The sequence below is a fragment of the Marinobacter shunpengi genome, assembly GCF_045449695.1.
Classification (GTDB): Bacteria; Pseudomonadota; Gammaproteobacteria; order Pseudomonadales; family Oleiphilaceae; genus Marinobacter.
Window position 1 is genome coordinate 1 of the sequence record NZ_JBJJKZ010000009.1, and the last position, 22,873, is coordinate 22,873.

Here is a 22,873-nt window from a genome sequence, read left to right on the forward strand (position 1 = left end):
CGGTGTGTCCGGCAACCGGCTCCCCCACTCACTGCGGCGTGCTCCATAACAAAAAACTATTCGTTCCAGGCCACCTTGCGCTGAATCAGCAACATCCCCCGATCCAGCAGAAACCCAATAAACCCGATGGCCAGCACCGCCACCATGATCCGACTAAGGGACTCGCTGCTGCCATTCTGGAACTCATCCCAGACGAACTTGCCGAGCCCCGGATTCTGCGCCAGCATCTCCGCCGCAATCAGCACCATCCAGGCAATGCCCAACGACACCCGCAGACCGGTAAAAATCATCGGAATCGAAGACGGCAGCACCACCTTGCGCACATGGGTCCAGAACGACAGGCGCAAAACCTTGGATACATTCACCAGGTCCGGATTCACCGCTGCCACCCCGAAACTGGTATTGATCAGCGTCGGCCACAGACTGCACAGGGTTACCGTGAACATCGAGGTCAGGAAGGCCTTCTCGAACATCGGATCGTCACTGACATAGGTGGCCGATACCACCATGGTCACCAGCGGTAGCCAGGCCAGTGGCGACACCGGCTTGAACACCTGGATCAGCGGATTGATGGCCGCATTCACATGGCGGTTCAGCCCGATCACAATGCCCAGGGGCACCGCAATGACCGTGGCCAGGGCAAACCCCGCCAGCACCGTCACCAGACTGGTACCGATCTGATCGATAAAGGTGGGAGCGCCGGGATAGTCGCGAATCTTCACCACCGCATCCGGATTGTCCGCCAGGATGCGTTCGTTACGCTGCTCCTGCATGGTGATGAACTTGTCCGCCCGGGCTCGCTGGTCCTGGTGCTCCTGCCAGAGGGCGCCGGCCTGCTCCGTCACATCCGCCGGCCCCGGGAAAGCGCCCAGGGACGTCTGAACCTGTGGAGCGGCCAGGTGCCAGAACCCGAGGAATAGCAGAATGCCCAGCAGCGGCAACAGCAGTTGCTGCGCTTTCGATGCCAGTTGGCGCGGGTTGAAAAGCTCCGCCAGGGCGGCCAGCCATCGGCTGCCCCCCGTGGATGGACTGGTTTGGCTCAGGGTGCTCATAGCCGTTCTCCCTCATTGTCGTTCCGGCGTCAGGGCGTGTCGTCGCCCTTCAGGCCGATCTCGAAACTGTCGATGTAAGCGTTGGGCTCACGGGGGGTGAAGGCGACACCGTCGATCAGTTCACCCTGGTGAGGCCGCTCGAAGTTCTCCGCCTCCAGGTCCGGGAAGTCATCCGCAGAAAGCATGCCGTCCTCAATCAGCGAACGGGCGGCCTCTGCATAGATGTCGGCCCGATAGACTTCCTTCGCGGTCTTCATATACCAGTCATCCGGCTTGGCCTCGGGAATCTGCCCCCAGCGGCGCATCTGGGTCAGGTACCAGATGGCGTCCGACGGATAGGGATAGGTGGCGTAGTAGCGGAAGAACACGTTGAAGTCCGGTACTTTCCGTACGTCGCCTTTTTCATACTCGAAGGTGCCGGTCATGGAGTTGGCGATGACGTCCTCATCCGCACCCACGTACTGGGAGCGGGCCAGGATCTCCACCGCCTCATCCCGGTTGGCGTTGTCGTTCTCATCCAGCCAGTGGGCAGCACGGATCAGCGCCCGCAGCAGACGCAGGTGAGTATTCGGATTCTCCTCGGCCCACTGTTCGGTGACACCGAAGACTTTCTCCGGATTGTTGGGCCAGATCTCGTAGTCGGTGATCACCGGCACGCCGATGCCCTTGAACACCGCCTGCTGGTTCCAGGGTTCGCCCACGCAGTACCCCTGGATAGTGCCGGCCTCGAGAGTGGAGGGCATTTGCGGCGGCGGGGTCACGGACAGGTGCACGTCTGCCTCCAGGGTGCCACTGGTGTCACCCCGTTGCGGGGCATAGAAACCGGGATTCAGGCCGCCTGCCGCCAGCCAGTAACGCAGTTCATAGTTGTGGGTGGACACCGGGAACACCATGCCCATGCGGAAGCGCTCGCCGTTGTCCCGGTACTGCTCAACCACGGGCAACAGGGTGCTGGCGCTGATGGGATGTTGCGGATTGCCATTGGCATTGTCGGGGATCTGCGGCTGCATCATCTCCCAGACATCGTTGGAAACGGTGATACCGTTGCCGTTCAGATCCATACTGAACGCGGTAATAATGTCGGCCTGGGTGCCGTAGCCGATGCTGGCGCCCAGCGGCTGGCCCGCCAGCATGTGAGCGCCGTCCAGCTCACCAGTGATGACTCCGTCCAGCAGCACCTTCCAGTTGGCCTGGGCCTCCAGCTCCACGAACAGCCCTTCGTCCATGAAGAAGCCCTGCTCCCAGGCCACTGCCAGGGGGGCCATATCCGTCAGCTTGATGAAGCCCAGTTTCAGGTCCGGCTTTTCCGCCGGGCCGATTTCGGCGTGGGCGGTGCCCGTCAGTCCGAGGACCAGGGACGCTGCCAGTATCAGATTCCGTTTCATTATTGCTTCCCCCAAACGTCTTTCACTCGATTCTTCGCCCAAAAAAAAGCGCCTGTCCCCCGGTTTCCAGGGAGACAGACGCCAATGTCTGCAGATCAGTCAGAATGTCAGTGGGATCCCCGGGACATGCGCGGGGACTCCCGGAACAGGCCACGCCATTGGGCCTGCTCTTGCCCAGGACATTGCAGAACCTGTGCCAGTTCTGAATTCCCTTGTAAAACAGCGCCGTGCAAATTTCCGGCAGTTTTCTGGCGGGATCATCGCGGGGATCGGCGGTGCATTTTCGAGCGCTACGCACCAGTCATGTGCGGCAAGTGGTGAGGATCGGGCCGGGGTCGGGCCTTACGCCCTTCCTTATAGGGCGGATCGACTTCCGTAATGACCTGATGCCACGGGCATTTACCGATATGGGCCTTCCGGAAGAGTGCTCAAAGCGGGCTGTGGAACCATTCTTGCTTGATATTGAGGGCAAGCAATTTGATGTTCCGCCAGTGATACCAAGCTCGGGCGGGATGAGAGCGGGCAACGAAGCCCGACGGAGCTGTTCCCGGAGTCAGACCAGACTCCCTGAGGGTACAGGGCCGTCGGGTTTTTTTTGTCCGGCCACTGGACACAGGGAATTTGCGGAGCGACCGTGAGCAACCAGAACCTCCAACAACCGCGTCGGACGACCTGCCCATACTGTGGTGTGGGTTGCGGCGTGCTGGCCACACCCCATTCCGACGACCAGGCGGCAGGCGGACCCCCGGTGGCGGGTGATACCTCGCACCCGGCGAACCATGGCCGGCTTTGCGTCAAGGGCTCCAGCCTGCACGAAACCACCGGCAGCCAGGGGCAGACCCTCTACCCCCGGGTCCTGGGCAGTCGGGTCACCTGGGACCGGGCGCTGGACGAGGTTGCCGGCGCCATTCGCGCGGCGGTAGAAAACCACGGTCCGGAATCGGTGGCCTTCTACCTGTCCGGCCAGTTGCTGACTGAGGACTACTACGCCGCCAACAAGCTGGCCAAGGGCTTTATCGGCACCCCCCACGTGGACACCAATTCCCGACTGTGCATGTCCTCGGCGGTAGCCGCTCACAAGCGGGCCTTTGGTGAGGATGTGGTGCCGGGCTGCTACGAGGACCTGGAACTGGCGGACCTGCTGGTGCTTACCGGCAGCAACGCCGCCTGGAACCATCCGGTGCTCTACCAGCGCATGAAGGCTGCGGACCGTCCGGGGCGGCGGGTGGTGGTCATCGACCCCAGGCGCACCGCCACCGCCGAGCTGGCAGACCTGCACCTGGCCCTGAAACCGGGTACTGATACCGTGCTTTTCAACGGCCTGCTGGTGTGGCTGGCGGATACCGGGGCACTGGACAGCCATTACATCGGACAGCACTGCAATGGCTTTGACGAGGCCCTGGCGGCGGCGCGGGCCAGCGCCTTCGCGCCCCAGCAGGTGGCGGAGATCTGTGACCTGCCGGAACAGGACGTGGTGACCTTCTACCGCTGGTTTGCCGATACCGAGCGTACCGTGACTGCCTTCTCCCAGGGCGTTAACCAGAGCTCGGCGGGTACCGACAAGGGCAACGGGATCATCAACTGCCACCTGGCCACCGGGCGCATCGGTCGCTCCGGTGCCAGCCCCTTCTCCCTGACCGGCCAGCCCAATGCCATGGGCGGACGTGAGGTAGGCGGGCTGGCCAATACCCTGGCAGCGCATATGGAATACGATACCCCCGGTGCCCGGGAGCGGATCGGTCGGTTCTGGGGTTCCGACCGGATTCCCGAGGCTCCGGGACACAAGGCCGTGGAGCTGTTTGACGCGGTGCACCGTGGTGAGATCAAGGTACTCTGGGTGATGGGTACCAACCCGGCGGTGAGCCTGCCGGATTCCCCCCGGATCCGCGAGGCCATGAAACACTGCCCGGTGGTGATCGTCTCAGACTGTATTGCCCAGACTGATACCACCGAGCTGGCGGATGTGCTGTTGCCGGCGGAAGGTTGGGGCGAGAAGGATGGCACCGTCACCAATTCGGAACGGCGTGTGTCGCGCCAGCGCCGGTTCCTGCCCGCTGCCGGCGAGGCCCGCCCCGACTGGCGCATACTGGCGGAGGTGGGGCAGCGCCTGGGTTACCGGGATGCCTTCCGCTGGACCAACGCGGCGGACGTGTTTCGGGAGCATGCCCGGTTATCGGCGCTGGACAATCAGGGCGAGCGCCAGTTCAACCTGTCGGCCCTGGCCGACCTCACCGATGAGGGGTATGAGGAACTGGCCCCCATCCAGTGGCCGGTCACCGAGGCCAATCCGACCGGGCGCCCCCGGCTGTTCACCGACGGTCGTTTCAGCACCACTGATGGCCGCGCCCGTTTCGTGCCGGTGCAGCCGAGACTGCCGGACGCCAGGCCGGAGCGGGTCCGGGAAATGATCATCAATACCGGTCGCATCCGCGACCAATGGCACACCATGACCCGCACGGCCCGCTCACCGCGCCTGGTGCAGCACCGTTCCGAGCCCTTTATCGACCTGCATCCGGATGACCTGGATCGCCTGGGACTGAGTGCGGGCGGACTGGCACGCCTGGCCAGCCGTGATGGTAGTGGCGACTTCCTGGGGCGGGTGCGGGCCGAACCGGGCCAGCGCCCCGGTGAAGTGTTCGTGCCTATCCACTGGAACAACCAGTTTAGCCAAAGCGCCCTGGCCAGCTCGCTGATTGCCCCGGTCACCGATCCGGTCTCCGGGCAGCCGGAATCCAAGTATGGCGTGGTGTCGGTCAGGCCGGTACAGGCCACCTGGCACGGTCGCCTGCTTCGGCCCCGTAATGCTCCCGGCGGCTGGCAGGCGGACTACTGGACCCGGGTGCCCATGGAACATTGCGACGCCTGGTGGGTGGCCGGCTGTGAACCCGTGGCCTGGCAACGTCAGGTAACCCGATGGCTTGGTGGCGTGCCCGACCTGGTACTGGAGGACAGCGCCTCCGGCGTCTATCGGGCGGCCAGGCTGGTGGACGGACGTCTCCAGGGCGTGCTTGTGGTGGCCCGTGACGCCAACGACCTGCCGGATGTGGGCTGGCTGTCGTCGCTGTTCGATGGCCGCACCCTGAGCCGCCAGGAACGGCGGGGGCTGCTGTCCGCCCGGGATGTGGAGGTGGCCGATGTCGGGCCGCTGGTATGTAGCTGTTTCGGGGTGGGTGAGCGACAGATCGAGGCGGCGATCCGGGACGGGGCCGCCGACGTGGAAGCCCTGGGCCGGCAACTGAAGTGCGGCACCAACTGTGGCTCCTGTATACCGGAACTCAAGGCGTGCCTGGCCGCCGGTGCGCCGGAACCCGCCGGGGCGGCGTCCTGACGCTTTACTCCATCGTCTCCAGCATGACAAAGGGCACCCGGAACCTCAGGCCCCTGGAGGCGCCGGTGCCTTCCACCGTGCAGGTCTTGCGGTTGACCCGAAGGATCCGCCCCTCCCGGGCTGAACGACCCTCCCCGAAGCGCACCGGGTCTCCCGGCTGCCACTGCGATGCCTGGGTTTGCTGGCAGGGCATGACCATGGGGCCGTCATCCAGGGCCAGGCCCTGGCGTTGGGCCAGGTCGGCCAGGCGTTCGCGGGTCCGGGTTGCCAGGCCATCCTCGTTGAGCTGATCCAGTAAACGATAGAAATCCTGGTTGTGGACCGAGCCGTGGTACCGCTTGCCGGCGTGCTGCTGTAACAGGTGGGCAAACTCGTGGGTACAGGTATGGGCCAGCAGGTTCAGCACCGATACTTCACCACCGAAATAGCCCCGGCTGCGGATCTCGCGGGTGGAGAGCCAGCTGGCGGCGGTTTCCGGCGCCTGCTTGGCCATGACCATGCCTACACCATAGGTAATCAGGTGGTGCTGGTTGCGGTGATCGTAGCGGTGATAGGTGGCGCGACCGCTGCCGGTGCGGCACTCCAGGTGGCTGCGCGGGCGGGTCTGGCGCAACCGGTCACGGTAGCTGGACCAGAGGATGTCGCGGGTGGTGGTGCACATCAGCCGGGCAATGGCCCGGCCGGTTTTGGGATCAAGCGTCATGGGGGATGAAATCGCGTTACGGATTAACGCAACTTGTACCCTACCGGGAGGGTGTAGGTAAAGCTCTTGCCGACCATGGAATCGGGCACTTCCGGTAACGGGCTGGCGTCCCGCAGTAGCTGGATGGCGGCCTGATCCAGCAGCCGGTGAGACGATGAGTCCCGCAGGCGGGCTTCCAGCAGCTTGCCGTTGCGGTCAAACTCGAACTCCACCACCGGGGTGCCCTCCTGGCCCAGACGTCGGGCCCGACGGGGATACTCCCGGTACCGGGACAGATGCCGGCTCAGGTCGCTCAGGTACTGATCCACGGACTCGTCGTCGCCAGCCACCAGTTCCACCTGCTCCTGCTGGGTTGCCAGATCGGCTCCGGCGTCAGGGGCTGGTGTGTTAACCGCGGCTTCCGCTTCGACCGTAGCGGTGACGGTGCTATCGGAAACCTCCGTTTCCCTGGGCTCCTCCGGTTGCGGTTGGGGTTCGGGGGGAGGCTCCGGCTTTGGTTCAGGTTGAGGCTTCGGTTCCGGCTCAGGTTCGGGCTCCGGTTCCGGTTCGGGCTCAGGTTCGGGTTCGGGCTCAGGTTCGGGTTCGGGCTCTGGTTCGGGTTCCGGCTCCGGTTGGGGGTCCGGCACGGGCTCGGGAACCGGAGCGGGCTGAGGGGGCTCCTCCACCGGCTCGGGTGCCGGGGTGCCCCCGGCAAGCGACACTTTCAGGGCCGGTGTGGTGACATCGGCATTGCCCCGGGTTTTCAGTTCCAGGGTGGGCACCGACGGCATGGCCAGCCACAGGGTGATGGCGGTGAGCACCAGTGCCGTGGCCAGGATCAGGGCGCGGGCGGTATGGTTCATTCCGCCGGCTCCGTCAGCAGGATCACTTCCTCATGGCCCTGCTCCTCCAGGGCGCGGAAGAGTTTCTCCAGTTCATCCATGGCTGTTTCGCCGGAGGCGCCGATACGCAGGGGGTCTTCGGTTTCGTCCGGTACCGGTAACACGCCGGCGAGTTGATCCAGGGTGACCGGTTCGTTGGCCACCAGGAACTGGCCTTTATCGTTGACCACCAGGTCCGCTTCAGGCTCTTCGCCGGCTTCCGATGAGGCCATTTCCGGCAGTTCCGGCAGGGAGGTATCCGTCAGTTGTCCCGCCACGATAAAGAACATCAGCAGCAGGAAAACCAGGTTGATCAACGGCAGCAGGCTGTCTTCCACCCTTTCCAGCAGCGACTTGCTGTCCTCGAAGGGTTCCGGGGTCAATGGCGTCATGGTTGCGGCGTTGTCTTGCTTTCGGGCGTTGAGCGTTTCCACTGGGCGTTGATGCCGGCGTTGTCCAGTGTGCTCAGGGTGAGGGTAAAGCGCTCCAGGGGAACATCACCGTCGGTGGCCAGCCTGACATCCCGCTGGCCGGTGCTGACCAGTTGCCGGCTGAGTTCGTCCACCTGCCAGTCCTGGTCCTGCCAGCGGATTTCACCACCGGCCAGCAGTTGCAGTTGCGGTAATGGCTCACCGTCGGCGTCCCGACTGGTCGAGGTGTCGTTCTCCAGCTCCAGATAGCCGGTGGGCAACAGGTAGCTGGTCACCATGAAGAACACCAGCAGGATGAACACCACGTCGATCAGCGGCGTCATCCGTATGGGCATGGGGCGTGCGGGCCTGGGTTTAACCAGCGGCATGGGCAACCCGGGTCGGCTGGTAGGACTCCCGGGTTTCCTCCGGGGACCTGCCAGTCTGCCGTGAAGGTTCCTTGTCAGCCTGGTCCGGCACGGCCACGGTGGCTACATTGAGGATATCCAGCAGGCGCTCATTCATATGACTGTTGAGCCGGCGCAGGCGAAACTCCGCCCAGGCGGCAATAGCAGCAAAGGGAATGGCAATGACCAGGCCGGCGGCGGTGGTGGTCAGGGCTTCGTAGATACCGCCACTGAGCTGGCTGGCACTGGCGCGGCCCTCGGTGGTTGCCATGGCGCTGAACGCCTCCATCATGCCCATGACCGTGCCCAGCAGGCCCAGCAGCGGGGCCAGGGCGGCAATCACTTCAATGATCTTGAGGGGGGCTTCAAACGGTTGCAGTGCCTTCTGGGCGCCCTGGGCGAGGTTTTCCCTCAGTGCGTCAGTGGGTTCGCCATTGCTGACACCCGCCATGGCCCGTTGTGTCAGCGAGACCATGGGATTGCAGCGGGCCAGGAATGAGCCGGACGGGCGGGGTGGTTGGCCGCCCCCGGCCTGCTTCCACTGTGCCACGTCCCGACGGACCCGGCCTCCGGAGCGTGGCGCGAACAGGGCACCGGTGAGGGTCAGGTAAAAGAACGTCAGCAGCCCCAGAACCGCCAGTGCGATCAGCACGTACATGACCGGGCCGCCCATGGCGACCAGGTTTTCCAGCGGGGACCCCAGGGCAGTCAGGTCTGGATGTTCAGGCATGGTCACTATCCTGATGGGAAGAAGATTGAACGCAAACGATAACAATTTTTATTGGTGGCATCCAGTGAAACCCGCTTTACCCGGCAGGCAGACCTGCGTTGCTCTGATAGACTGTTGATACCACGTCAGGATTTCACAGGGGTTATGTTCTACCGACGATGTTTATGACGCCGCCGATACCAACTGGGGAACGTTTCAATGCGGGCATGGTTTGATCGACTGGCCAACCGTGGCGTTGTCCTGTTCGTTGGCGCCATCGTACTGACGGTGGTGTTGGTCACGCTGTTCAATATGGTGATCAGCCGGGAAGAGCTCGAAAGGCAGGCCCGCAATCAGGTGGAAACGGTCGCCAGGATGGTGGCCTATGAGTTGGATCGCAAACTGATCGTGCGCTTCAATGTGCTTACCGAGGCGGCGGATACCATGAGCATGGACAGTGCCTCGTTCCGCAATTTTTCCTCACTGCTGATGGAGCGCCAGCAACCCCTGCGCCACCTGTTCCGGAACATATTCCTGGTGGATGAGGAAGGTGTCCTGCTGGAGGAATACCCGAACATGGTCGACCTGGTGGGCATGAACCTGTCCGATCGCGCCTATTTCCGGGATACCGTGGCCCAGTTGGCGCCGCAGATCTCCGAGCCCTTCACCTCCCACGCCACCGGGCACCCCAGCGTGGTGATGACCGCCCCGGTATTCGATCACAACAGGAGTTTTGTCGGCCTGTTTGCGGGGTTTATCGACCTGACATCCAGCAACTTTCTCAGTGAGGTCAGCAGGACTGCCATCGGCAACGATGGCTATATCATCGTGGCCAGCCGTTCCGGGTTGCTGCTCGCGCAGGAGGATAAGGTCAAGGGCATCCAGTCGGTTTCCATGGTAAACCAGGCTACCATGGGTGCCATGGACGGTTTCGAGGGGGTGGTCCATACCCGGAACCGGCACGGTAAGGAAGTGATGGTGGCGGTGCAGCAGCTCAACATGGCGCCCTGGTTCGTGGCGGTCACATGGCCGCTGGACGACGCCTATGCACCGGCCAACCGACTGCGGGAAGCCCTGGCACTGACGGCCGCCGTGGCGGTACTGATCCTGCTACCCCTGGCTGTCTGGCTGTTCCGGCGTTATCTCAACCCCCTGGGGGAAGTGGCGGACCAGATCCGCGACCGCCACCTGGGGTTGCGAGACAGTCCGGTTGACGCTGGTGGTTACCGGGAAATTCGTGATCTGGCAGAAGCCTTCAACCGGGTATTCTCCGACCGTACCGAAGTGGAAGCCCGTCTGCGGGCGGAGCGACAGCGGGCCGAGAGCATCCTGGGTGCCCTGTACGAAGGCATCATCATGACCGACACCCTCGGCAATATCCGCTACGCCAACCCGGCAACGGAAACCTTTATCGGTACTTCCGGACGTCTTGAGGGACAATCGCTTTTCCAACTGGTGTCCTTCGAGACCGAGCAGGAGGAGTGGAGCGCCGCCCACTTCCTGACCAGTGACGAGATCCAGGGCATGGACGGTGTGCTGAGAAATAAACAGCAACAGGCGTTCGATGTGGAGGTCACTACGCTCCATGTCAGCCGTGGAGAGCCGGATGAGCGACTGGTGTTTGTCATCAGGGATGACAGCGAACGCCGCCGTCAGGAAAAGCAGCTCTCCTGGCAGGCCACCCATGACGGCCTGACCTCCCTGCTCAACCGCAGGGCTTTTGCAGCGGAACTGGTGAAATGGCTGGGGCAGGCCCCCAGCCTGCAGACACACTCTGTGGTGATGATGATCGACCTGGACCATTTCAAGCCAGTGAACGATCAGGGCGGGCATCTGCTCGGTGATGAGTTGCTACGCAGGCTTGCGGATATCCTTCGCCAGTCGGTTCGCCAGTCGGATGTGGTCGCGCGTCTTGGCGGTGATGAATTTGCCATTCTGCTGCCGGCCTGTGGTCTGGACCGGGCCAGGGCGTTGGCGGAACAGGTGCGGAGGGACATCGAAGCACTGCGGCTTTATCAGGACGGTAAGAGCTTCGGAGTCACCGCCAGTATTGGTCTCACCGAACTGACCGCCGGCGACAATGGTCCCAAGGAGTTGATGGCGAGGGCCGACGAGGGCGCCTATGCCGCCAAGGCCCAGGGGCGTAACCAGGTGGTGACGGTGTCCGCACCGAAGGATGACTGATCGGTTGACGGTTTCATCCTGCCCACTGTAGCCAGGCCAGCCACAGCAGGCGCATTGCCAGCAGTGTCAGCAGGATATTGAAGAACTGGCCGAAGGCCCGGTTGCCCAGCCGGTTCAGCAGCCGCAGTCCCAGCCAGGTGCCGGCAAAGCCGCAGGCGATCATTGCGGCGAGGAATCCGATCCAGTCCCGGAACACAAAGCCCGCGAACCCGAACACCACGGCCTTGGGCAGGTGCTGCAGGGTCATGGCGGTGGCAAACGTGGCCACGGTGGTGAAGCGTTCCGTGTGAATCTGCTTGATGAACGCCGCTACCAGCGGGCCGGTGGCCCCCACAAAAAGGGAGATGAAACTGGTCAGTGCCGAGGCCGCCAGGATCCCGCCCCGGCCCAGTGCCAGGGCAGGTAGTTTCGGACCCCAGCAAAGATAGAGCACAAACAGGGCGATGGTCACCTGCCAGGCCCAGGGAGGCAGTTGTACCAGCACCAGACTGCCCGCCACGGCGCCCAGGACCACGCCCGGCGCGAAAGCGGCGATCACCCGCCAGTCAATATGGCGCCAGGCCAGGGTCATGCGCCCGGCGTTGGAACCCAGCTGGATCATACCGTGCACCGGAATGACCGCCGCCGGCGGTATCCACATGGCCATCAGCGCCAGCAGCATGACACCGCCTCCGGCGCCCAGGGCCGCCGTCACCATGGAGGTGAACGCGGAGCAGGCCATCAGCAATATGGCAATATCGGGGCTCAGCCCCGGAGGCAGGAATGGCGGCAAGACATCCTCCGGACAGGTTCAGGGCGATTGGCAGAACGGGGTTTGGGCCAGGTCCGGTTCCTCGCAGATGGCCTGGGTCGCCAGTTCCACATCCGCCACATAATACAGGGATGCCAGACCCAGTCGATCCCGACCCAGGTTATGGAAGATCATGCCGAAGGCGATATCACCGGCGGTGAAGCGTTCGTGGTGCCCGGCGAAGTACCGGGCGGGGCCGTTCAGGTCGTCATCCTCCAGCAGCCGGAGGACGCGAGTGGCACCGCCGTGGTAGGCCTGGATCAGCAGCAGGGTGAACAGTCGCTGGCGTTTTGCCTGGGGCAGCTCCGCAAAGGCCGTGTTGATGGCCGGCTCCAGGATGCGGGCGTTCTGGCTCATCAGCTTCATGGCGCAGTCCAGTTGGGCCAGGCGGTGCCAGTGGTTACGGGGGGCCACGCCACAGTCCGACAATACCTGGGGTGTCAGTTGCATGATGCCCTTGGCGTCGGCGGCGGAATGGGCCCGGGTACGCCCACCACTTTCAATCATCATCATACCGGCCAGGTAGCGGGGCAGTTCGGGCGGCAGTGACTGTTGCTGCTGGCGGCTGCGGGTGCCATGGACATAAACCAGGGCGTCGTGGAGGGCGCCGGGGTTCTCCTGCGTGGCGAAATCCAGGTTATCCCACCGCCCCCAGAGCCTGGCATCGGTGTCTTTTCCCAGGTAGCGGTTGCGGGCCTCGTCCAGGCGGGCATGGGGCTGGTCGCAGGCCAGGGCGAAGGGGTAACCGGTGGTGGTGGCATCACCGGGGGTCCAGCCGGTGGCGCGACCTTGCCGCGCCAGCTTCTCCCGTTGCTCATTCAGGCGTTTCTGGGTTTCCGCACGGGTTGCACCATCGCTGGTATAGCCAATGAACCGCCCCCGGTGATCAAACAGCAGGTGCCGCTCCTGGTTGGTGCAGTAGCCGGACTCCTCCAGTACCCAGCGGCGGATGTCGAGGATATTGCTGTAGACTCCCTGGCTGTCCCAGTAAGGCGTATCGCGGATGATGGCCTGCCAGTCTTCCACCGGGGCGGTGGTGCCATAGGATGTTATGGGCAGGACATACAGGATCATCAGCCCCACAACCATGGAAAAGCGGCTCTGTCGGTAAGGGTGATGCATAAATGGGCCTTACGTTATCCAGCGGTGTGCTCGGTTTATCGGCGTATCGCATAACTACTGATAAACTCATTGACGTAGTGCGCAAGGTATACCCTAACGGTTTTTCAAATCCCAATAACAACGGATTAACTCCATGACACCTTCCGAATACCTGCAGTACGATGCCACCGGCCTGGCGGACCTGGTGCGACGGGGAGAACTAAAGCGGTCCGAGGTGATAGAGGCGGCAGTTTCCCGTGCGGAGGAACAGAATCCTGGCCTCAATGCCATCTGTCTGCCCCAGTACGAGGAAGCCCGACAGCAGCCTGAAGCCGAGGGGGTGTTCGGGGGTGTCCCGATGTTACTCAAGGACCTGGGCCAGGAGCAGGCCGGGCAGCCCTGTACCATGGGCAGCCTGGGTCTTCGTCGCCGGGTGATGGCGGAGGATTCGGACTATGTGATCCGGGCCCGGGAGGCGGGGCTGGTCTTCCTTGGCCGCACCGCCACCCCGGAATTCGGTCTCAAGGCCATTACCGAATCGGAACTGTGGGGGCCAAGCAGGAACCCCTGGAGCCGTGACCACACCCCCGGGGGTTCCAGTGGTGGTTCCGGGGCGGCCGTGGCCGCGGGTATCGTGCCGGTAGCCGGCGCCAATGACGGTGGCGGTTCCATCCGTATTCCCGCCGCCTACAACGGCCTGGTGGGGTTGAAGCCGTCCCGGGGGCGGGTGTCCTGGGGGCCCCACACCGGGGAAAGCTGGCTGGGGGCGGCGGACAACCACGTGCTGACCCGTACCGTCCGGGACTGTGCCGGCATGCTGGACGTGCTGGCTGGCCCTGCCGTTGGCGATCCGTTCCGCATCGAGGCGTCTGGACGGCCATGGAGCGAGTTGGCCAGTGAGCCGCCGGGCAAGCTTCGTATCGGTCTGTTTACCCGTTCCCCGTACGGGGATGACGTGCATCCGGACTGCGTGGCGGCGGTGGAGGAATCCGCACGCCTGCTGGAGTCGTTGGGTCACGAGGTGGAAGAAGCCAGCCCTGATATCGATGGTCAGGCCCTGGCCCGTTGTTATCTGGGTATCTATTTTGGTGAGGTGCCGGCATTCATCGATATGGCGCTGACAGAGGGGGCCTCGAAGGACGACTTCGAGCTGGACAGCCGCGTACTGGCCATGCTCGGTCGCAGTTTCCCGCTGCAGGAATACGTGCGCATGCGTCAGCAGTGGAACGACTTTGCCCGTGCCCTGGGTGATTATTTCAGCCGGTACGATCTCTATCTGTGCCCGACCACGGCCCAGCCGCCGGCCCGGATTGGTGAGTTGGACCTGCCGCCGGCCATGAAGGTCATGTCGAAGCTGCTGGTGAAGGCCCATGCCGGAAAGCTGCTCCATCGCACCGGCATGATCGACCACCTCGCCATGGAGAGCCTGGCGCGAACGCCGTTCACGCAACTGGCCAATCTCACCGGGACGCCGGCCATGTCCCTGCCCCTGGGGTGGGACCCGAAAGGTATGCCGGTGGGCGTCCAGTTCGGGGCGCCCCACGGGGCAGAGGGCCGCCTGCTGCAACTGGCGGCACAGCTCGAGGAGGCGGCGCCGTGGTATGGCCGTTACGAGCAGCTATGGCAAACCGCCCCTGAAAAGGAAAGGTAACGGTCGGACTTGTGATCCGCTCCCGCAAACTCCACGTTTATTTTTGAGGCCGGAACAGGCTATGCTGTGAATGAGTACTCCGGGCACGGAAGGCTTTGCAGGGCTGGTCCGGAGGCTCCCCAACGGGTGACGGCTGCGACTGCCCCGTTCTCCGGGGCCGGTTTCCGGACCGGTTCCCCTTTCTGATGGCATCGAGGAGGCGAGTACCATGAACCAACCGATGGCAATCGAAGAACTGGTGTCTGTAGCACAGGCGGAAGCCATGGGCGAGCTGGATGCGCCGATTATGGCCATAGTCCTTTCCAGCGAGCAGAGCTACGACCTTCCCATCAACTCCCTTGAAACCGATGCCGACAAGGCCCGGTGGGCCTTGATCCTGCGCGCTGCCCGTGAACACGTTGAAGCAGACGCGGTGGCATTGCTGTACCCGGCCTGGACCACAATCCGTCAGCGCAATCCCGAGACGGAAGTGCGCAAGGAGCAGGAGGATGGCCCTGAACCCATCGATACCCTGTTTGTTCAGCTACACACCCGCGACCGGATCTACTGGCGTGGATTCGAGCAGATCCGCGATCCCCGTCACCAGCGGATCGTGGGCTTTCGCACCATTGGAGCCCTGTCCAACGAGTATGAGCGTGAGGAGGCGCCCTCGGTGACCTCCTGGCTCAACACCCTGTTCGAGCCGCTGCCCGAAGAGGGGGAGGAGACCGACGTGGACCGGGAACTGGCGGACCTGCTGGAGGAGCCGGAGGTGAGCGCCGCGCTCTACCCGCGGCAGATGCGGGCGTTGCACTGAATCGGAAGGCTGCTCCCCGGAAGGTCACTTTCCGGAGAGCAGCGTCAGGCAGAGCTGGGCGTGTTGCAGGAAGTGGCTGAACGCCTGCAGGTGTTCGTCGCCGGGCTCGCTGCCGTTGGCTCCGAAATCGGCGTAGAACATCCCCAGGACACGACCGTTGGTGACCAATGGACCAATCAGGGCGGGTACCCGGCCCAGCCAGGGGTCAAAGTCCTGTTCCAGCGCCTTTGCATCTGGCTGGTAGATGGTGCAGCCGTCCCGGGGCAGTAGGTGGCCGAGGGCACCGCTACCGTTACGTGGCACCACAAAATGGTTGCGCCAGCCCTCGGTCTGCGGGCCGGTACAGGTCCGCAGTATCAGGCTGCGTCCTTCCCGGTCCGGCATCAGAAGGGCCACCCGTTTCAGCCCGATCCCCCGCTGGATACCCTCCATCACTAACTGGAACACGGTGTTCAGGTCCGGCTTTTCGGTCAGGCTCTGGGCCAGTTCCCGCAGGATGCGAAGTTGCAGGTCCGTATCCATGTCCGGAGGTGGTGGTGCTTCGATTTCGCCGGATCCGTCGGGCAACAGGGACTGTACCTGGGGGATGCCCAGGGACACGGCCACCTCTCCCGCTTCCCCCGCATTCAGCCGGGCACGGTCACGGACCGCCGCCGGCGATTCGTCCAGTTCCCGCCCCAGGGTATCCATCAGCTGGTCCATTTCCGCCGTTCGCCAGCCGTCTTCCGCCAGTCGCGCCATTTCCACCGCATGACGGGCAAGCCGGCTGGCGTCGGATCCCGGGCGTCCGGAGGACACCACATCGCGAATAAAGGGCCCCAGGGCCCAGGTCTCCGCCAGGCCACGGCTGATCTCGGGGAAGGTGCTGTGGAGGATCTCCTTCTGGGCCTCCACGTCGGGTGTGCCCGCCCGCAGGCTGTGCTCCAGCTCTGCGGCCTGTTCCGTGTCGCAGGACCAGAAGGTCAGCTCGCCGATGTTCATCAGCAGGGCGCCGATGAAGACTTCCTCCAGGGCCTGGTCGTTGCCCTTGGGCAACAGGTTGCGGGCCTGGACGGCGGCGTGGATGGCGCGGGCCAGGCACTTGAGCAGATGGGGGCGGGAGGAGCGCTTGAGCAGGGAATCCACGATCAGGGATGAAATCGCCATGGATTTCACCGAATCAAACCCGATCAGGGTAATGGCCCGGCTGACGGTGCTGACCTGCACCCGGGTCTGGTTGTAGAACACGGTGTTGGACAGCCGCAGTACCTGGGAGGTGAGCTGGGCATCGTTGATAATGACTGCGGCCAACTGGTTGACGGTACTGCTGTCACTGTCGGTCAGCTCATTGATCCGGCGTAGCGTGTTGGCCAGCACCGGCAGTTCGACGCGGCTGAGGTAGGCGACCCATTCCTGGGTGGAGTTCATCCTTGTGGCTGGGGATGCGGGATCGCTCACGATGGTTGCTGCCTCCGGAGGAAAGGTGCATGTGTAAACTAAATAATCATACTACACTTCCTGCCCGAACCCCTGCACCCGGACACGAACGGATACAAAATCCAACATTCGGGTTTGCCGGGTGATTGCGTTATAATCAGCGGCTTTTCGTGCCGGGCCCACAAGGTGTCGGCCAATGCCTTGGGAGCGGATTCAGAGGCTTCCTTACGTAAGGTTTGTGACTTGTGATTGAACTTGACCAGGTTCAGAAATCCTACCAGGTGGGCGACCGGGCGATCCCCGCGTTGGAGGCCACCGACCTGACCATCGACACCGGCGAGGTGTTCGGTATTGTCGGCCATTCCGGTGCCGGCAAGTCGACCCTGGTGCGGCTGATCAACCTGCTGGAGCGTCCCAGCGGTGGCCGGGTGCTGGTGGATGGTGAGAATGTGACCCACTACGATGCCGCCGAGCTGCGAGCCTTCCGACGCAAGGTGGGCATGATCTTCCAGCACTTCAATCTACTCTCGTCACGGACGGTGGCGGACAACATTGCCTTTCCCATGAAGCTTGCCGGCATCTACTCGAAAGAGGAGATCCGTTCACGGGTGGCGGAATTGCTGGAGCTGGTCAGCCTCACCGACCAGGGCAGCAAGTATCCGTCGCAGCTCTCTGGTGGTCAGAAGCAGCGGGTGGGCATTGCCCGTGCACTGGCCTGCCGCCCCACTATCCTGCTGTGTGACGAGGCCACCAGTGCCCTGGATCCGCAGACCACCCAGTCGGTGCTGCGCCTGCTGGCGGACATCAACCGGGAACTGGGACTGACTATTGTGCTGATCACCCATGAGATGGATGTGGTGCGCCGTATCTGCGACCGGGTGGCGGTGATGGATGCCGGTCGGATCGTGGAGAGCGGTCCGGTGACGGACGTGTTCCTGCATCCCGAACACCCCACCACCCGGGACTTTGTCTTTGAGAGCGAAAACATCGATCGGGAGGAAATGGAGCAGGACTACCAGCAGGCCAGCGGTCGCATCCTGCGGCTGACGTTCCGGGGCGAGAGCACCTACCAGCCTCTACTGGGCCATGTGGCCCGGGCTTCGGGGGTGGACTTCAGCATCCTGTCCGGCCGTATCGATCACATCAAGGACACACCCTATGGCCAGTTGACCCTGTCCCTGGTGGGGGGTGACCTGGAGAAGGCGATGGCGGAGTTCGATGCCGCGGATGTCCATGTGGAGGTGGTGCGATGATGGAATCACTGCTGGGTAACGTGGACTGGATGGAGATCGGCTGGGCGAGCTGGGACACCCTGGTGATGGTGGGTATGTCGCTGCTGTTCAGTGTGCTGATCGGTCTGCCGGTGGGGGTGTTGCTGTTCCTGACCGGCAAGCGCCAGTTGCTGGAACAGCCGGTGGCCTATGCCATCCTGTCGTTTGTGGTGAATGTGTTGCGGTCGGTGCCGTTCATTATCCTGCTGATTGTGATGATTCCGGTGACGGTGATGATCATTGGTACGTCGCTGGGTGTTGCCGGGGCCATTCCGCCGCTGGTGGCGGGGGGCGCGCCTTTCTTTGCCCGGCTGGTGGAGACGTCCCTGCGAGAGGTGGACCGGGGCATTATCGAGGCGACCCAGGCGATGGGTGCCAATGTCCGCCAGATCGTCATGGGGGCCCTGCTGCCGGAGGCGTTGCCGGGGATCATCGCGGGCATCACGGTGACGGCGATTACTCTGGTGTCCTACGCGGCCATGTCCGGTGTCGTTGGCGGCGGCGGTCTGGGTGATCTGGCGATACGTTTCGGTTATCAACGGTTTCAGACGGATGTCATGGTGATTACTGTGGCTCTGTTGGTGGTGTTTGTGCAGTTGTTGCAGATGCTGGGGGATCGGCTTGTTCTTTACTTCAGCCGCAAGTAATGAAATGACTTGGGTGGAGGCGTCTCCGGGTCGGTAAGCTTTCTCCGGACACGCCTCGCAAGTACGTCCGTGGCCGATTTTTGCTCCTGCATAATCGGCACTTCCGCCATCCATGGCGGTCGTAGAGCTTGCGTCGAGCCATCCCCGGCGCTCCAGGGTCCGGAGAAAACTTCCCCACCCGGAGACGCCCAAACCTGGGAGTTGTTTTCCGATTACTGAATTTCTCAATCTGAAACTCGGGAGAGTTCTATGAACCTTAAGAAAACCCTGATTGGCCTGACCGCTTTCGCGGCCTTTTCCGGCGCCCAAGCCGAGGAAACCCTGTCCGTGGCGGCGACTGCCGTGCCGCACGCGGAGATCCTGGAGTTTGTCCAGCCCAGCCTGAAGGAGCAGGGTGTGGATCTGCAGGTGAAGGTGTTCACCGACTACGTGCAGCCCAACATCCAGGTGGACCAGAAACGGATGGATGCCAATTTCTTCCAGCACCAGCCGTACCTGGATGAGTTCAACGATGGCAAGGGCACTGATCTGGTGACCGTGACCGGTGTCCATGTGGAGCCGTTTGGTGCCTATTCCCAGAAGGTGGATTCCCTGGAAGCGCTTGAGGACGGTGCCACCGTGGCCATTCCCAACGATCCCACCAATGGTGGTCGTGCCCTCCTGCTGCTGCAGGACGCCGGTCTGATCACCCTGAAGGATGAGAGCAAGATCACCGCGACACCCCGTGACATTGCCGAGAACCCGAAGGATCTGGACTTCAAGGAGCTGGAAGCCGCCACCCTGCCCCGTATCCTGAACCAGGTGGACCTGGCTCTGATCAACACCAACTACGCCCTGGAAGCCGGTCTGAACCCGTCCGAGGATGCGCTGGTGATTGAGGGTGCCAACTCTCCCTACGTGAACATCCTGGTGGCCCGTCCGGATAACAAGGACTCGGAAGCCATGCAGAAGCTGGCGGATGCGCTGAATTCCGAAGCGGTTCGCGAATTCATCAATGAGAACTACGAAGGCGCGGTTGTACCGGCATTCTGAAGCCGGTCCCCGTCAACGGCTCCAGCAGGTCGGAGCAGACAGTAAAAAGCCGGCCAGGGAAACCTGGCCGGCTTTTTTGTGCGCCAGTAACGGCGCTGCCATCCCTGGCGAGTCGAATGGGTAAGCCGTTGGCTTTACTCGCCAGACCAGTTGGATTTGGGATCCGGGGTCATGCGCAGGTAGGACCGGACCGCCTTGTAGCCTTTCGGGAAGCGCTCCCTGATCTCGTCCTCGTCCTGCAGGGAGGGCACGATAACCACGTCTTCGCCACGCTCCCAGTTGCCCGGGGTGGCCACCTTATGGCTGTCGGTCAGTTGCAGGGAATCCACCACCCGCAGCACTTCGTTGAAGTTGCGTCCGGTGCTGGCCGGGTAGGTGATGATCAGGCGGATCTTCTTGTTCGGGTCGATCACGAACAGGGAGCGAACCGTCATGCTGTCATCGGCGTTGGGGTGGATCATGTTGTACAGTTCGGACACCTTGCGGTCCTGGTCCGCGATGATCGGGAAGTTGACTTCGCAGCCCTGGGTTTCGTTGATGTCCTTGATCCATTCCCGGTGGGAATCCGCCGGGTCCACGCTCAGGGCGATGGCCTTGACGTTGCGCTTGGCGAACTCGTCCTTCAGCTTCGCGGTCAGGCCCAGTTCCGTGGTGCACACCGGGGTGAAGTCCGCCGGGTGTGAAAACAGGATGCCCCAACCGTCGCCCAGCCACTCGTGAAAGCGGATGGTGCCTTCGCTGCTGTCCTGTTCAAAATCCGGTGCGGTGTCACCTAGACGTAAACTCATACCTTCTCCTCCATTGGTGGTACTGCGACCAGCAGGTATCTGCATGGTCCATCGTGTTGGCGATGTTCAGGCTTCCGTCCTTGTCCGGTTCAGGGATTGTTTCCGGAAGTCTCTGGTTTACTGAAGAGTTATGGGACCGGCACGTCCATTCAACAAGGGTATGGACGTGCCGGTTTTATATCATTTGGTAATGTTCATAGTTAATGCGCCCGGATAACGGATCATCCGCCTACCCGGCGCTGGTTCTCGAAATGTTCCCGGGTCAGCCGGAACACCACCGGGCTGAGCAGCACCAGGGCGATCAGGTTGGGAAGGGCCATCATGGCGTTGAGGGTATCCGCCAGCAGCCAGACAAAGCCCAGGTTCAGGGTGGCACCAACGGGGATGGCAATGATCCAGAGTACCCGATAAGGCACGATGGCTTTCACGCCGAACAGGAACTCGACACTGCGTTCGCCGTAGAAGGACCAGCCGAGGATGGTGGTGAACGCGAAGATGGCGAGGGCAACCGCCACCACGTAGTTGCCACCGGGAATGCCGAGGGCAAAGGCGTTGGACGTCAGGGCCGCGCCGGATTCGCCACTGCTCCAGGCACCGGAGGTGATGATCACCATGCCGGTGATGGTGCACACGATAATGGTATCGATGAAGGTGCCCAGCATGGCCACCATGCCCTGGTTGATGGGCTGGCGGGTCTGTGCCGCCGCGTGGGCGATGGGGGCCGAGCCCAGGCCGGCCTCGTTGGAGAACACGCCCCGGGCGACGCCAAAGCGGATGGCGGCCCACACCGCTGCCCCGGCAAAGCCACCCTCGGCGGCGGTGCCGGTAAAGGCATCGGTGAACACCATGGCGAAGGCGCCCGGCAGTTCAGTGGCATTGACGGCGAGCGCCGCCAGGCCGATGACCACGTAGGAAATGGCCATCAATGGCACCAGTGCGCTGGCCACCTGGCCAATACGGCGGATGCCGCCGATCAGTACCAGACCCACCAGCACCATCAGGATCAGGCCGGTGGCCCAGTGGGGTAGGGCAAAGTTGGTCTGCAGGACATCCGCCACCGAGTTGGCCTGCACGGTGTTGCCGATGCCGAAGCCGGCAATGGCCGCGAAAATGGCGAACAGTACCCCCAGCCAGGCCCATTTCTTGCCCAGGCCATTGCGGATGTAGTACATGGGGCCGCCCACGTGGGCGCCGCGTTCATCCACTTCCCGGAAGTTCACGGCCAGTACCGCCTCGGAATACTTGGTGGCCATGCCCACCAGGGCAGTGAGCCACATCCAGAACAGCGCCCCCGGTCCGCCCAGGAACACGGCGGTGGCGACGCCGGCGATATTACCGGTACCGATGGTGGCGGACAGGGCGGTCATCAGCGCCTGGAACGGGGGAATCTCCCCTTCCTTGACCGCATCGCCACCGGTACGGCCCTGCCACATCAGCCGGAAACCTTCGCCGAGGCGGAGGATGGGCATGAGTTTCAGGCCCAGGCTGAGGAATAGCCCGACCCCGAGGATAAGGACCAGCATGGGCGGCCCCCACACAAGGCCGTTGATAAAGGACACAGCGTTGCTGATTGCTTCCATGGTGTGCTCCGTAACCGATCCCCGCGTATCGCGGTTCTGTCGCGGGGTTATATGACAGTTTGAAATCCTCCTGAAGTTTAGTCTCTGATTAACGGATGTAAATGTTTCAAATCAGCAAGTTGGCCGATCGGAATAAATGGGTGAGAAAATGACATTTCGTTTTGGTCTGTTCTTGCCTAAGGTAAAGGGATAAGGGAGTGTTTGAGCGGCGACAACCGATCGGTCGTGGCCCGTTCACAACGCCCGACAGAAAAAGGCGCCGTGAGGTACCGGTCGATGGTATTGGCGTCAGGACAACAGGACGGAAAAGGAACAGGAGGACGTTCATGATGCGCTCACTGAAAGCGTCGGACATCATGTGGAACCACATCGAACCGGTCCGGCTGGGTACGCCCCTGCCAGCGGTGGTGAAGCACCTGCTGCAGAACCACGTCACCGGTTTACCGGTGGTGGATGACCATCGCAAGGTGGTGGGTTTCGTGTCCGAACAGGACTGTATCCATGCCTTGCTGGTCAGCAGCTATCACAGTGAGGGGGAGCCCTCGGTGGACGATGTGATGATGCGTGAGCCGGTGATGATCAGCCCGGAAATGTCGGTGGTGGATCTGGCCCAGGCCCTGGGACGTGGTAAACCCAAGGTCTATCCGGTACAGGAACATGGCCGCCTGCTGGGTATCGTGACCCGCACGTCGATCCTGGCGGAACTGGCCCGTGTCGGCGCGGGCATCGATGTTGGCCGTTTTGCCGAGACAGACTGACATTC

Annotated in this window: 20 protein-coding genes; 8 read left to right on the forward strand and 12 right to left on the reverse strand. The window is 62.7% G+C overall.

Going from position 1 to position 22,873, the window contains the following annotated elements:
• Positions 1-56: 56 nt before the first annotated feature.
• Complete coding sequence (locus tag ACJO2E_RS06075; RefSeq protein ID WP_406962819.1) at positions 57-1,052, reverse strand: ABC transporter permease; 996 nt, start codon at positions 1,050-1,052, stop codon at positions 57-59.
• 29 nt (positions 1,053-1,081) lie between these two features.
• The gene (locus ACJO2E_RS06080) at positions 1,082-2,437 is read right to left on the reverse strand and encodes a CmpA/NrtA family ABC transporter substrate-binding protein (RefSeq protein WP_406962821.1); all 1,356 of its coding nucleotides are present in this window, start codon (positions 2,435-2,437) and stop codon (positions 1,082-1,084) included.
• 634 nt (positions 2,438-3,071) lie between these two features.
• On the opposite strand from ACJO2E_RS06080, the gene ACJO2E_RS06085 reads away from it, so the two are divergent.
• Positions 3,072-5,765: a nitrate reductase gene (locus ACJO2E_RS06085; RefSeq protein WP_406962823.1), complete on the forward strand. Its 2,694-nt coding sequence runs from the start codon at positions 3,072-3,074 to the stop codon at positions 5,763-5,765.
• A 4-nt stretch (positions 5,766-5,769) separates the two neighbouring features.
• Here the strand turns inward: ACJO2E_RS06085 and ACJO2E_RS06090 are convergent, their stop codons facing one another.
• Genes ACJO2E_RS06090 through ACJO2E_RS06110 form a run of 5 tightly spaced genes read right to left on the reverse strand, consistent with a single transcriptional unit; the run spans position 5,770 to position 8,875 of the window.
• Positions 5,770-6,468, reverse strand: coding sequence for a hypothetical protein (locus ACJO2E_RS06090; protein ID WP_406962825.1), 699 nt, complete (start codon positions 6,466-6,468; stop codon positions 5,770-5,772).
• A gap of 23 nt (positions 6,469-6,491) precedes the next feature.
• Positions 6,492-7,310, reverse strand: a complete 819-nt coding sequence (locus tag ACJO2E_RS06095; RefSeq protein ID WP_406962827.1) for an energy transducer TonB — start codon at positions 7,308-7,310, stop codon at positions 6,492-6,494.
• Positions 7,307-7,720, reverse strand: a complete 414-nt coding sequence (locus ACJO2E_RS06100) for an ExbD/TolR family protein (RefSeq protein ID WP_406962829.1) — start codon at positions 7,718-7,720, stop codon at positions 7,307-7,309. The genes ACJO2E_RS06095 and ACJO2E_RS06100 overlap by 4 nt, the downstream gene beginning before the upstream one ends.
• The gene (locus ACJO2E_RS06105) at positions 7,717-8,094 is read right to left on the reverse strand and encodes an ExbD/TolR family protein (RefSeq protein ID WP_406962831.1); all 378 of its coding nucleotides are present in this window, start codon (positions 8,092-8,094) and stop codon (positions 7,717-7,719) included. The genes ACJO2E_RS06100 and ACJO2E_RS06105 overlap by 4 nt, the downstream gene beginning before the upstream one ends.
• Before the next feature lie 19 nt (positions 8,095-8,113).
• Positions 8,114-8,875: a MotA/TolQ/ExbB proton channel family protein gene (locus tag ACJO2E_RS06110; RefSeq protein WP_406962833.1), complete on the reverse strand. Its 762-nt coding sequence runs from the start codon at positions 8,873-8,875 to the stop codon at positions 8,114-8,116.
• Between the two features lie 198 nt (positions 8,876-9,073).
• Here ACJO2E_RS06110 and ACJO2E_RS06115 point away from each other — a divergent pair, with 198 nt between their 5' ends.
• Complete coding sequence (locus tag ACJO2E_RS06115; protein WP_406962835.1) at positions 9,074-11,038, forward strand: sensor domain-containing diguanylate cyclase; 1,965 nt, start codon at positions 9,074-9,076, stop codon at positions 11,036-11,038.
• Between the two features lie 13 nt (positions 11,039-11,051).
• Here the strand turns inward: ACJO2E_RS06115 and ACJO2E_RS06120 are convergent, their stop codons facing one another.
• Together ACJO2E_RS06120 and ACJO2E_RS06125 are read right to left on the reverse strand one after the other, a co-directional pair.
• Entirely contained in the window at positions 11,052-11,759 is a 708-nt protein-coding gene (locus tag ACJO2E_RS06120; protein WP_406962881.1) for a TSUP family transporter, read from the reverse strand.
• A 69-nt stretch (positions 11,760-11,828) separates the two neighbouring features.
• On the reverse strand, positions 11,829-12,950 hold the full coding sequence (locus tag ACJO2E_RS06125) for a lytic transglycosylase domain-containing protein (RefSeq protein ID WP_406962837.1): 1,122 nt from the start codon (positions 12,948-12,950) through the stop codon (positions 11,829-11,831).
• Positions 12,951-13,083: 133 nt separating this feature from the next.
• Here ACJO2E_RS06125 and ACJO2E_RS06130 point away from each other — a divergent pair, with 133 nt between their 5' ends.
• Entirely contained in the window at positions 13,084-14,580 is a 1,497-nt protein-coding gene (locus ACJO2E_RS06130) for an amidase (protein ID WP_406962839.1), read from the forward strand.
• A 208-nt stretch (positions 14,581-14,788) separates the two neighbouring features.
• Positions 14,789-15,376 carry a hypothetical protein gene (locus ACJO2E_RS06135; RefSeq protein WP_406962841.1) on the forward strand — a complete coding sequence of 196 codons (588 nt, stop codon included), beginning with the start codon at positions 14,789-14,791 and terminating at the stop codon, positions 15,374-15,376.
• A 24-nt stretch (positions 15,377-15,400) separates the two neighbouring features.
• Here the strand turns inward: ACJO2E_RS06135 and ACJO2E_RS06140 are convergent, their stop codons facing one another.
• Positions 15,401-16,813, reverse strand: a complete 1,413-nt coding sequence (locus ACJO2E_RS06140) for an HDOD domain-containing protein (RefSeq protein WP_406962843.1) — start codon at positions 16,811-16,813, stop codon at positions 15,401-15,403.
• Positions 16,814-17,037: 224 nt separating this feature from the next.
• On the opposite strand from ACJO2E_RS06140, the gene ACJO2E_RS06145 reads away from it, so the two are divergent.
• The 3 genes from ACJO2E_RS06145 to ACJO2E_RS06155 all read left to right on the forward strand — a co-directional run bounded on the left by ACJO2E_RS06145 (position 17,038) and on the right by ACJO2E_RS06155 (position 19,742).
• On the forward strand, positions 17,038-18,045 hold the full coding sequence (locus tag ACJO2E_RS06145) for a methionine ABC transporter ATP-binding protein (RefSeq protein ID WP_406962845.1): 1,008 nt from the start codon (positions 17,038-17,040) through the stop codon (positions 18,043-18,045).
• Complete coding sequence (locus ACJO2E_RS06150) at positions 18,045-18,710, forward strand: methionine ABC transporter permease (protein ID WP_406962883.1); 666 nt, start codon at positions 18,045-18,047, stop codon at positions 18,708-18,710. Before ACJO2E_RS06145 ends, ACJO2E_RS06150 begins: the two co-directional genes overlap by 1 nt.
• A gap of 249 nt (positions 18,711-18,959) precedes the next feature.
• On the forward strand, positions 18,960-19,742 hold the full coding sequence (locus ACJO2E_RS06155) for a MetQ/NlpA family ABC transporter substrate-binding protein (protein WP_406962847.1): 783 nt from the start codon (positions 18,960-18,962) through the stop codon (positions 19,740-19,742).
• Between the two features lie 134 nt (positions 19,743-19,876).
• Here ACJO2E_RS06155 and ACJO2E_RS06160 read toward each other — a convergent pair whose 3' ends face one another.
• The gene (locus tag ACJO2E_RS06160; RefSeq protein WP_406962849.1) at positions 19,877-20,530 is read right to left on the reverse strand and encodes a peroxiredoxin; all 654 of its coding nucleotides are present in this window, start codon (positions 20,528-20,530) and stop codon (positions 19,877-19,879) included.
• 221 nt (positions 20,531-20,751) lie between these two features.
• Positions 20,752-22,110, reverse strand: a complete 1,359-nt coding sequence (locus tag ACJO2E_RS06165) for an alanine/glycine:cation symporter family protein (protein WP_406962851.1) — start codon at positions 22,108-22,110, stop codon at positions 20,752-20,754.
• Positions 22,111-22,439: 329 nt separating this feature from the next.
• Between ACJO2E_RS06165 and ACJO2E_RS06170 the strand changes: the two genes are divergently transcribed.
• A complete protein-coding gene (locus ACJO2E_RS06170) occupies positions 22,440-22,868 on the forward strand; it encodes a CBS domain-containing protein (protein WP_406962885.1) in 429 nt (142 codons plus the stop codon).
• Positions 22,869-22,873 lie beyond the last annotated feature (5 nt).

Coding starts and splice junctions, on each gene's coding strand:
- ACJO2E_RS06080 (WP_406962821.1), bottom strand. CDS start 2,437: ATGAAACGGAATCTGATACTGGCAGCGTCCCTGGTCCTCGGACTGACG.
- ACJO2E_RS06075 (WP_406962819.1), bottom strand. CDS start 1,052: ATGAGCACCCTGAGCCAAACCAGTCCATCCACGGGGGGCAGCCGATGG.
- ACJO2E_RS06105 (WP_406962831.1), bottom strand. CDS start 8,094: ATGCCCATACGGATGACGCCGCTGATCGACGTGGTGTTCATCCTGCTG.
- ACJO2E_RS06115 (WP_406962835.1), top strand. CDS start 9,074: ATGCGGGCATGGTTTGATCGACTGGCCAACCGTGGCGTTGTCCTGTTC.
- ACJO2E_RS06120 (WP_406962881.1), bottom strand. CDS start 11,759: ATGGCCTGCTCCGCGTTCACCTCCATGGTGACGGCGGCCCTGGGCGCC.
- ACJO2E_RS06150 (WP_406962883.1), top strand. CDS start 18,045: ATGGAATCACTGCTGGGTAACGTGGACTGGATGGAGATCGGCTGGGCG.
- ACJO2E_RS06130 (WP_406962839.1), top strand. CDS start 13,084: ATGACACCTTCCGAATACCTGCAGTACGATGCCACCGGCCTGGCGGAC.
- ACJO2E_RS06090 (WP_406962825.1), bottom strand. CDS start 6,468: ATGACGCTTGATCCCAAAACCGGCCGGGCCATTGCCCGGCTGATGTGC.
- ACJO2E_RS06135 (WP_406962841.1), top strand. CDS start 14,789: ATGAACCAACCGATGGCAATCGAAGAACTGGTGTCTGTAGCACAGGCG.
- ACJO2E_RS06100 (WP_406962829.1), bottom strand. CDS start 7,720: ATGACGCCATTGACCCCGGAACCCTTCGAGGACAGCAAGTCGCTGCTG.
- ACJO2E_RS06155 (WP_406962847.1), top strand. CDS start 18,960: ATGAACCTTAAGAAAACCCTGATTGGCCTGACCGCTTTCGCGGCCTTT.
- ACJO2E_RS06125 (WP_406962837.1), bottom strand. CDS start 12,950: ATGCATCACCCTTACCGACAGAGCCGCTTTTCCATGGTTGTGGGGCTG.
- ACJO2E_RS06095 (WP_406962827.1), bottom strand. CDS start 7,310: ATGAACCATACCGCCCGCGCCCTGATCCTGGCCACGGCACTGGTGCTC.
- ACJO2E_RS06170 (WP_406962885.1), top strand. CDS start 22,440: ATGCGCTCACTGAAAGCGTCGGACATCATGTGGAACCACATCGAACCG.
- ACJO2E_RS06110 (WP_406962833.1), bottom strand. CDS start 8,875: ATGCCTGAACATCCAGACCTGACTGCCCTGGGGTCCCCGCTGGAAAAC.
- ACJO2E_RS06160 (WP_406962849.1), bottom strand. CDS start 20,530: ATGAGTTTACGTCTAGGTGACACCGCACCGGATTTTGAACAGGACAGC.
- ACJO2E_RS06165 (WP_406962851.1), bottom strand. CDS start 22,110: ATGGAAGCAATCAGCAACGCTGTGTCCTTTATCAACGGCCTTGTGTGG.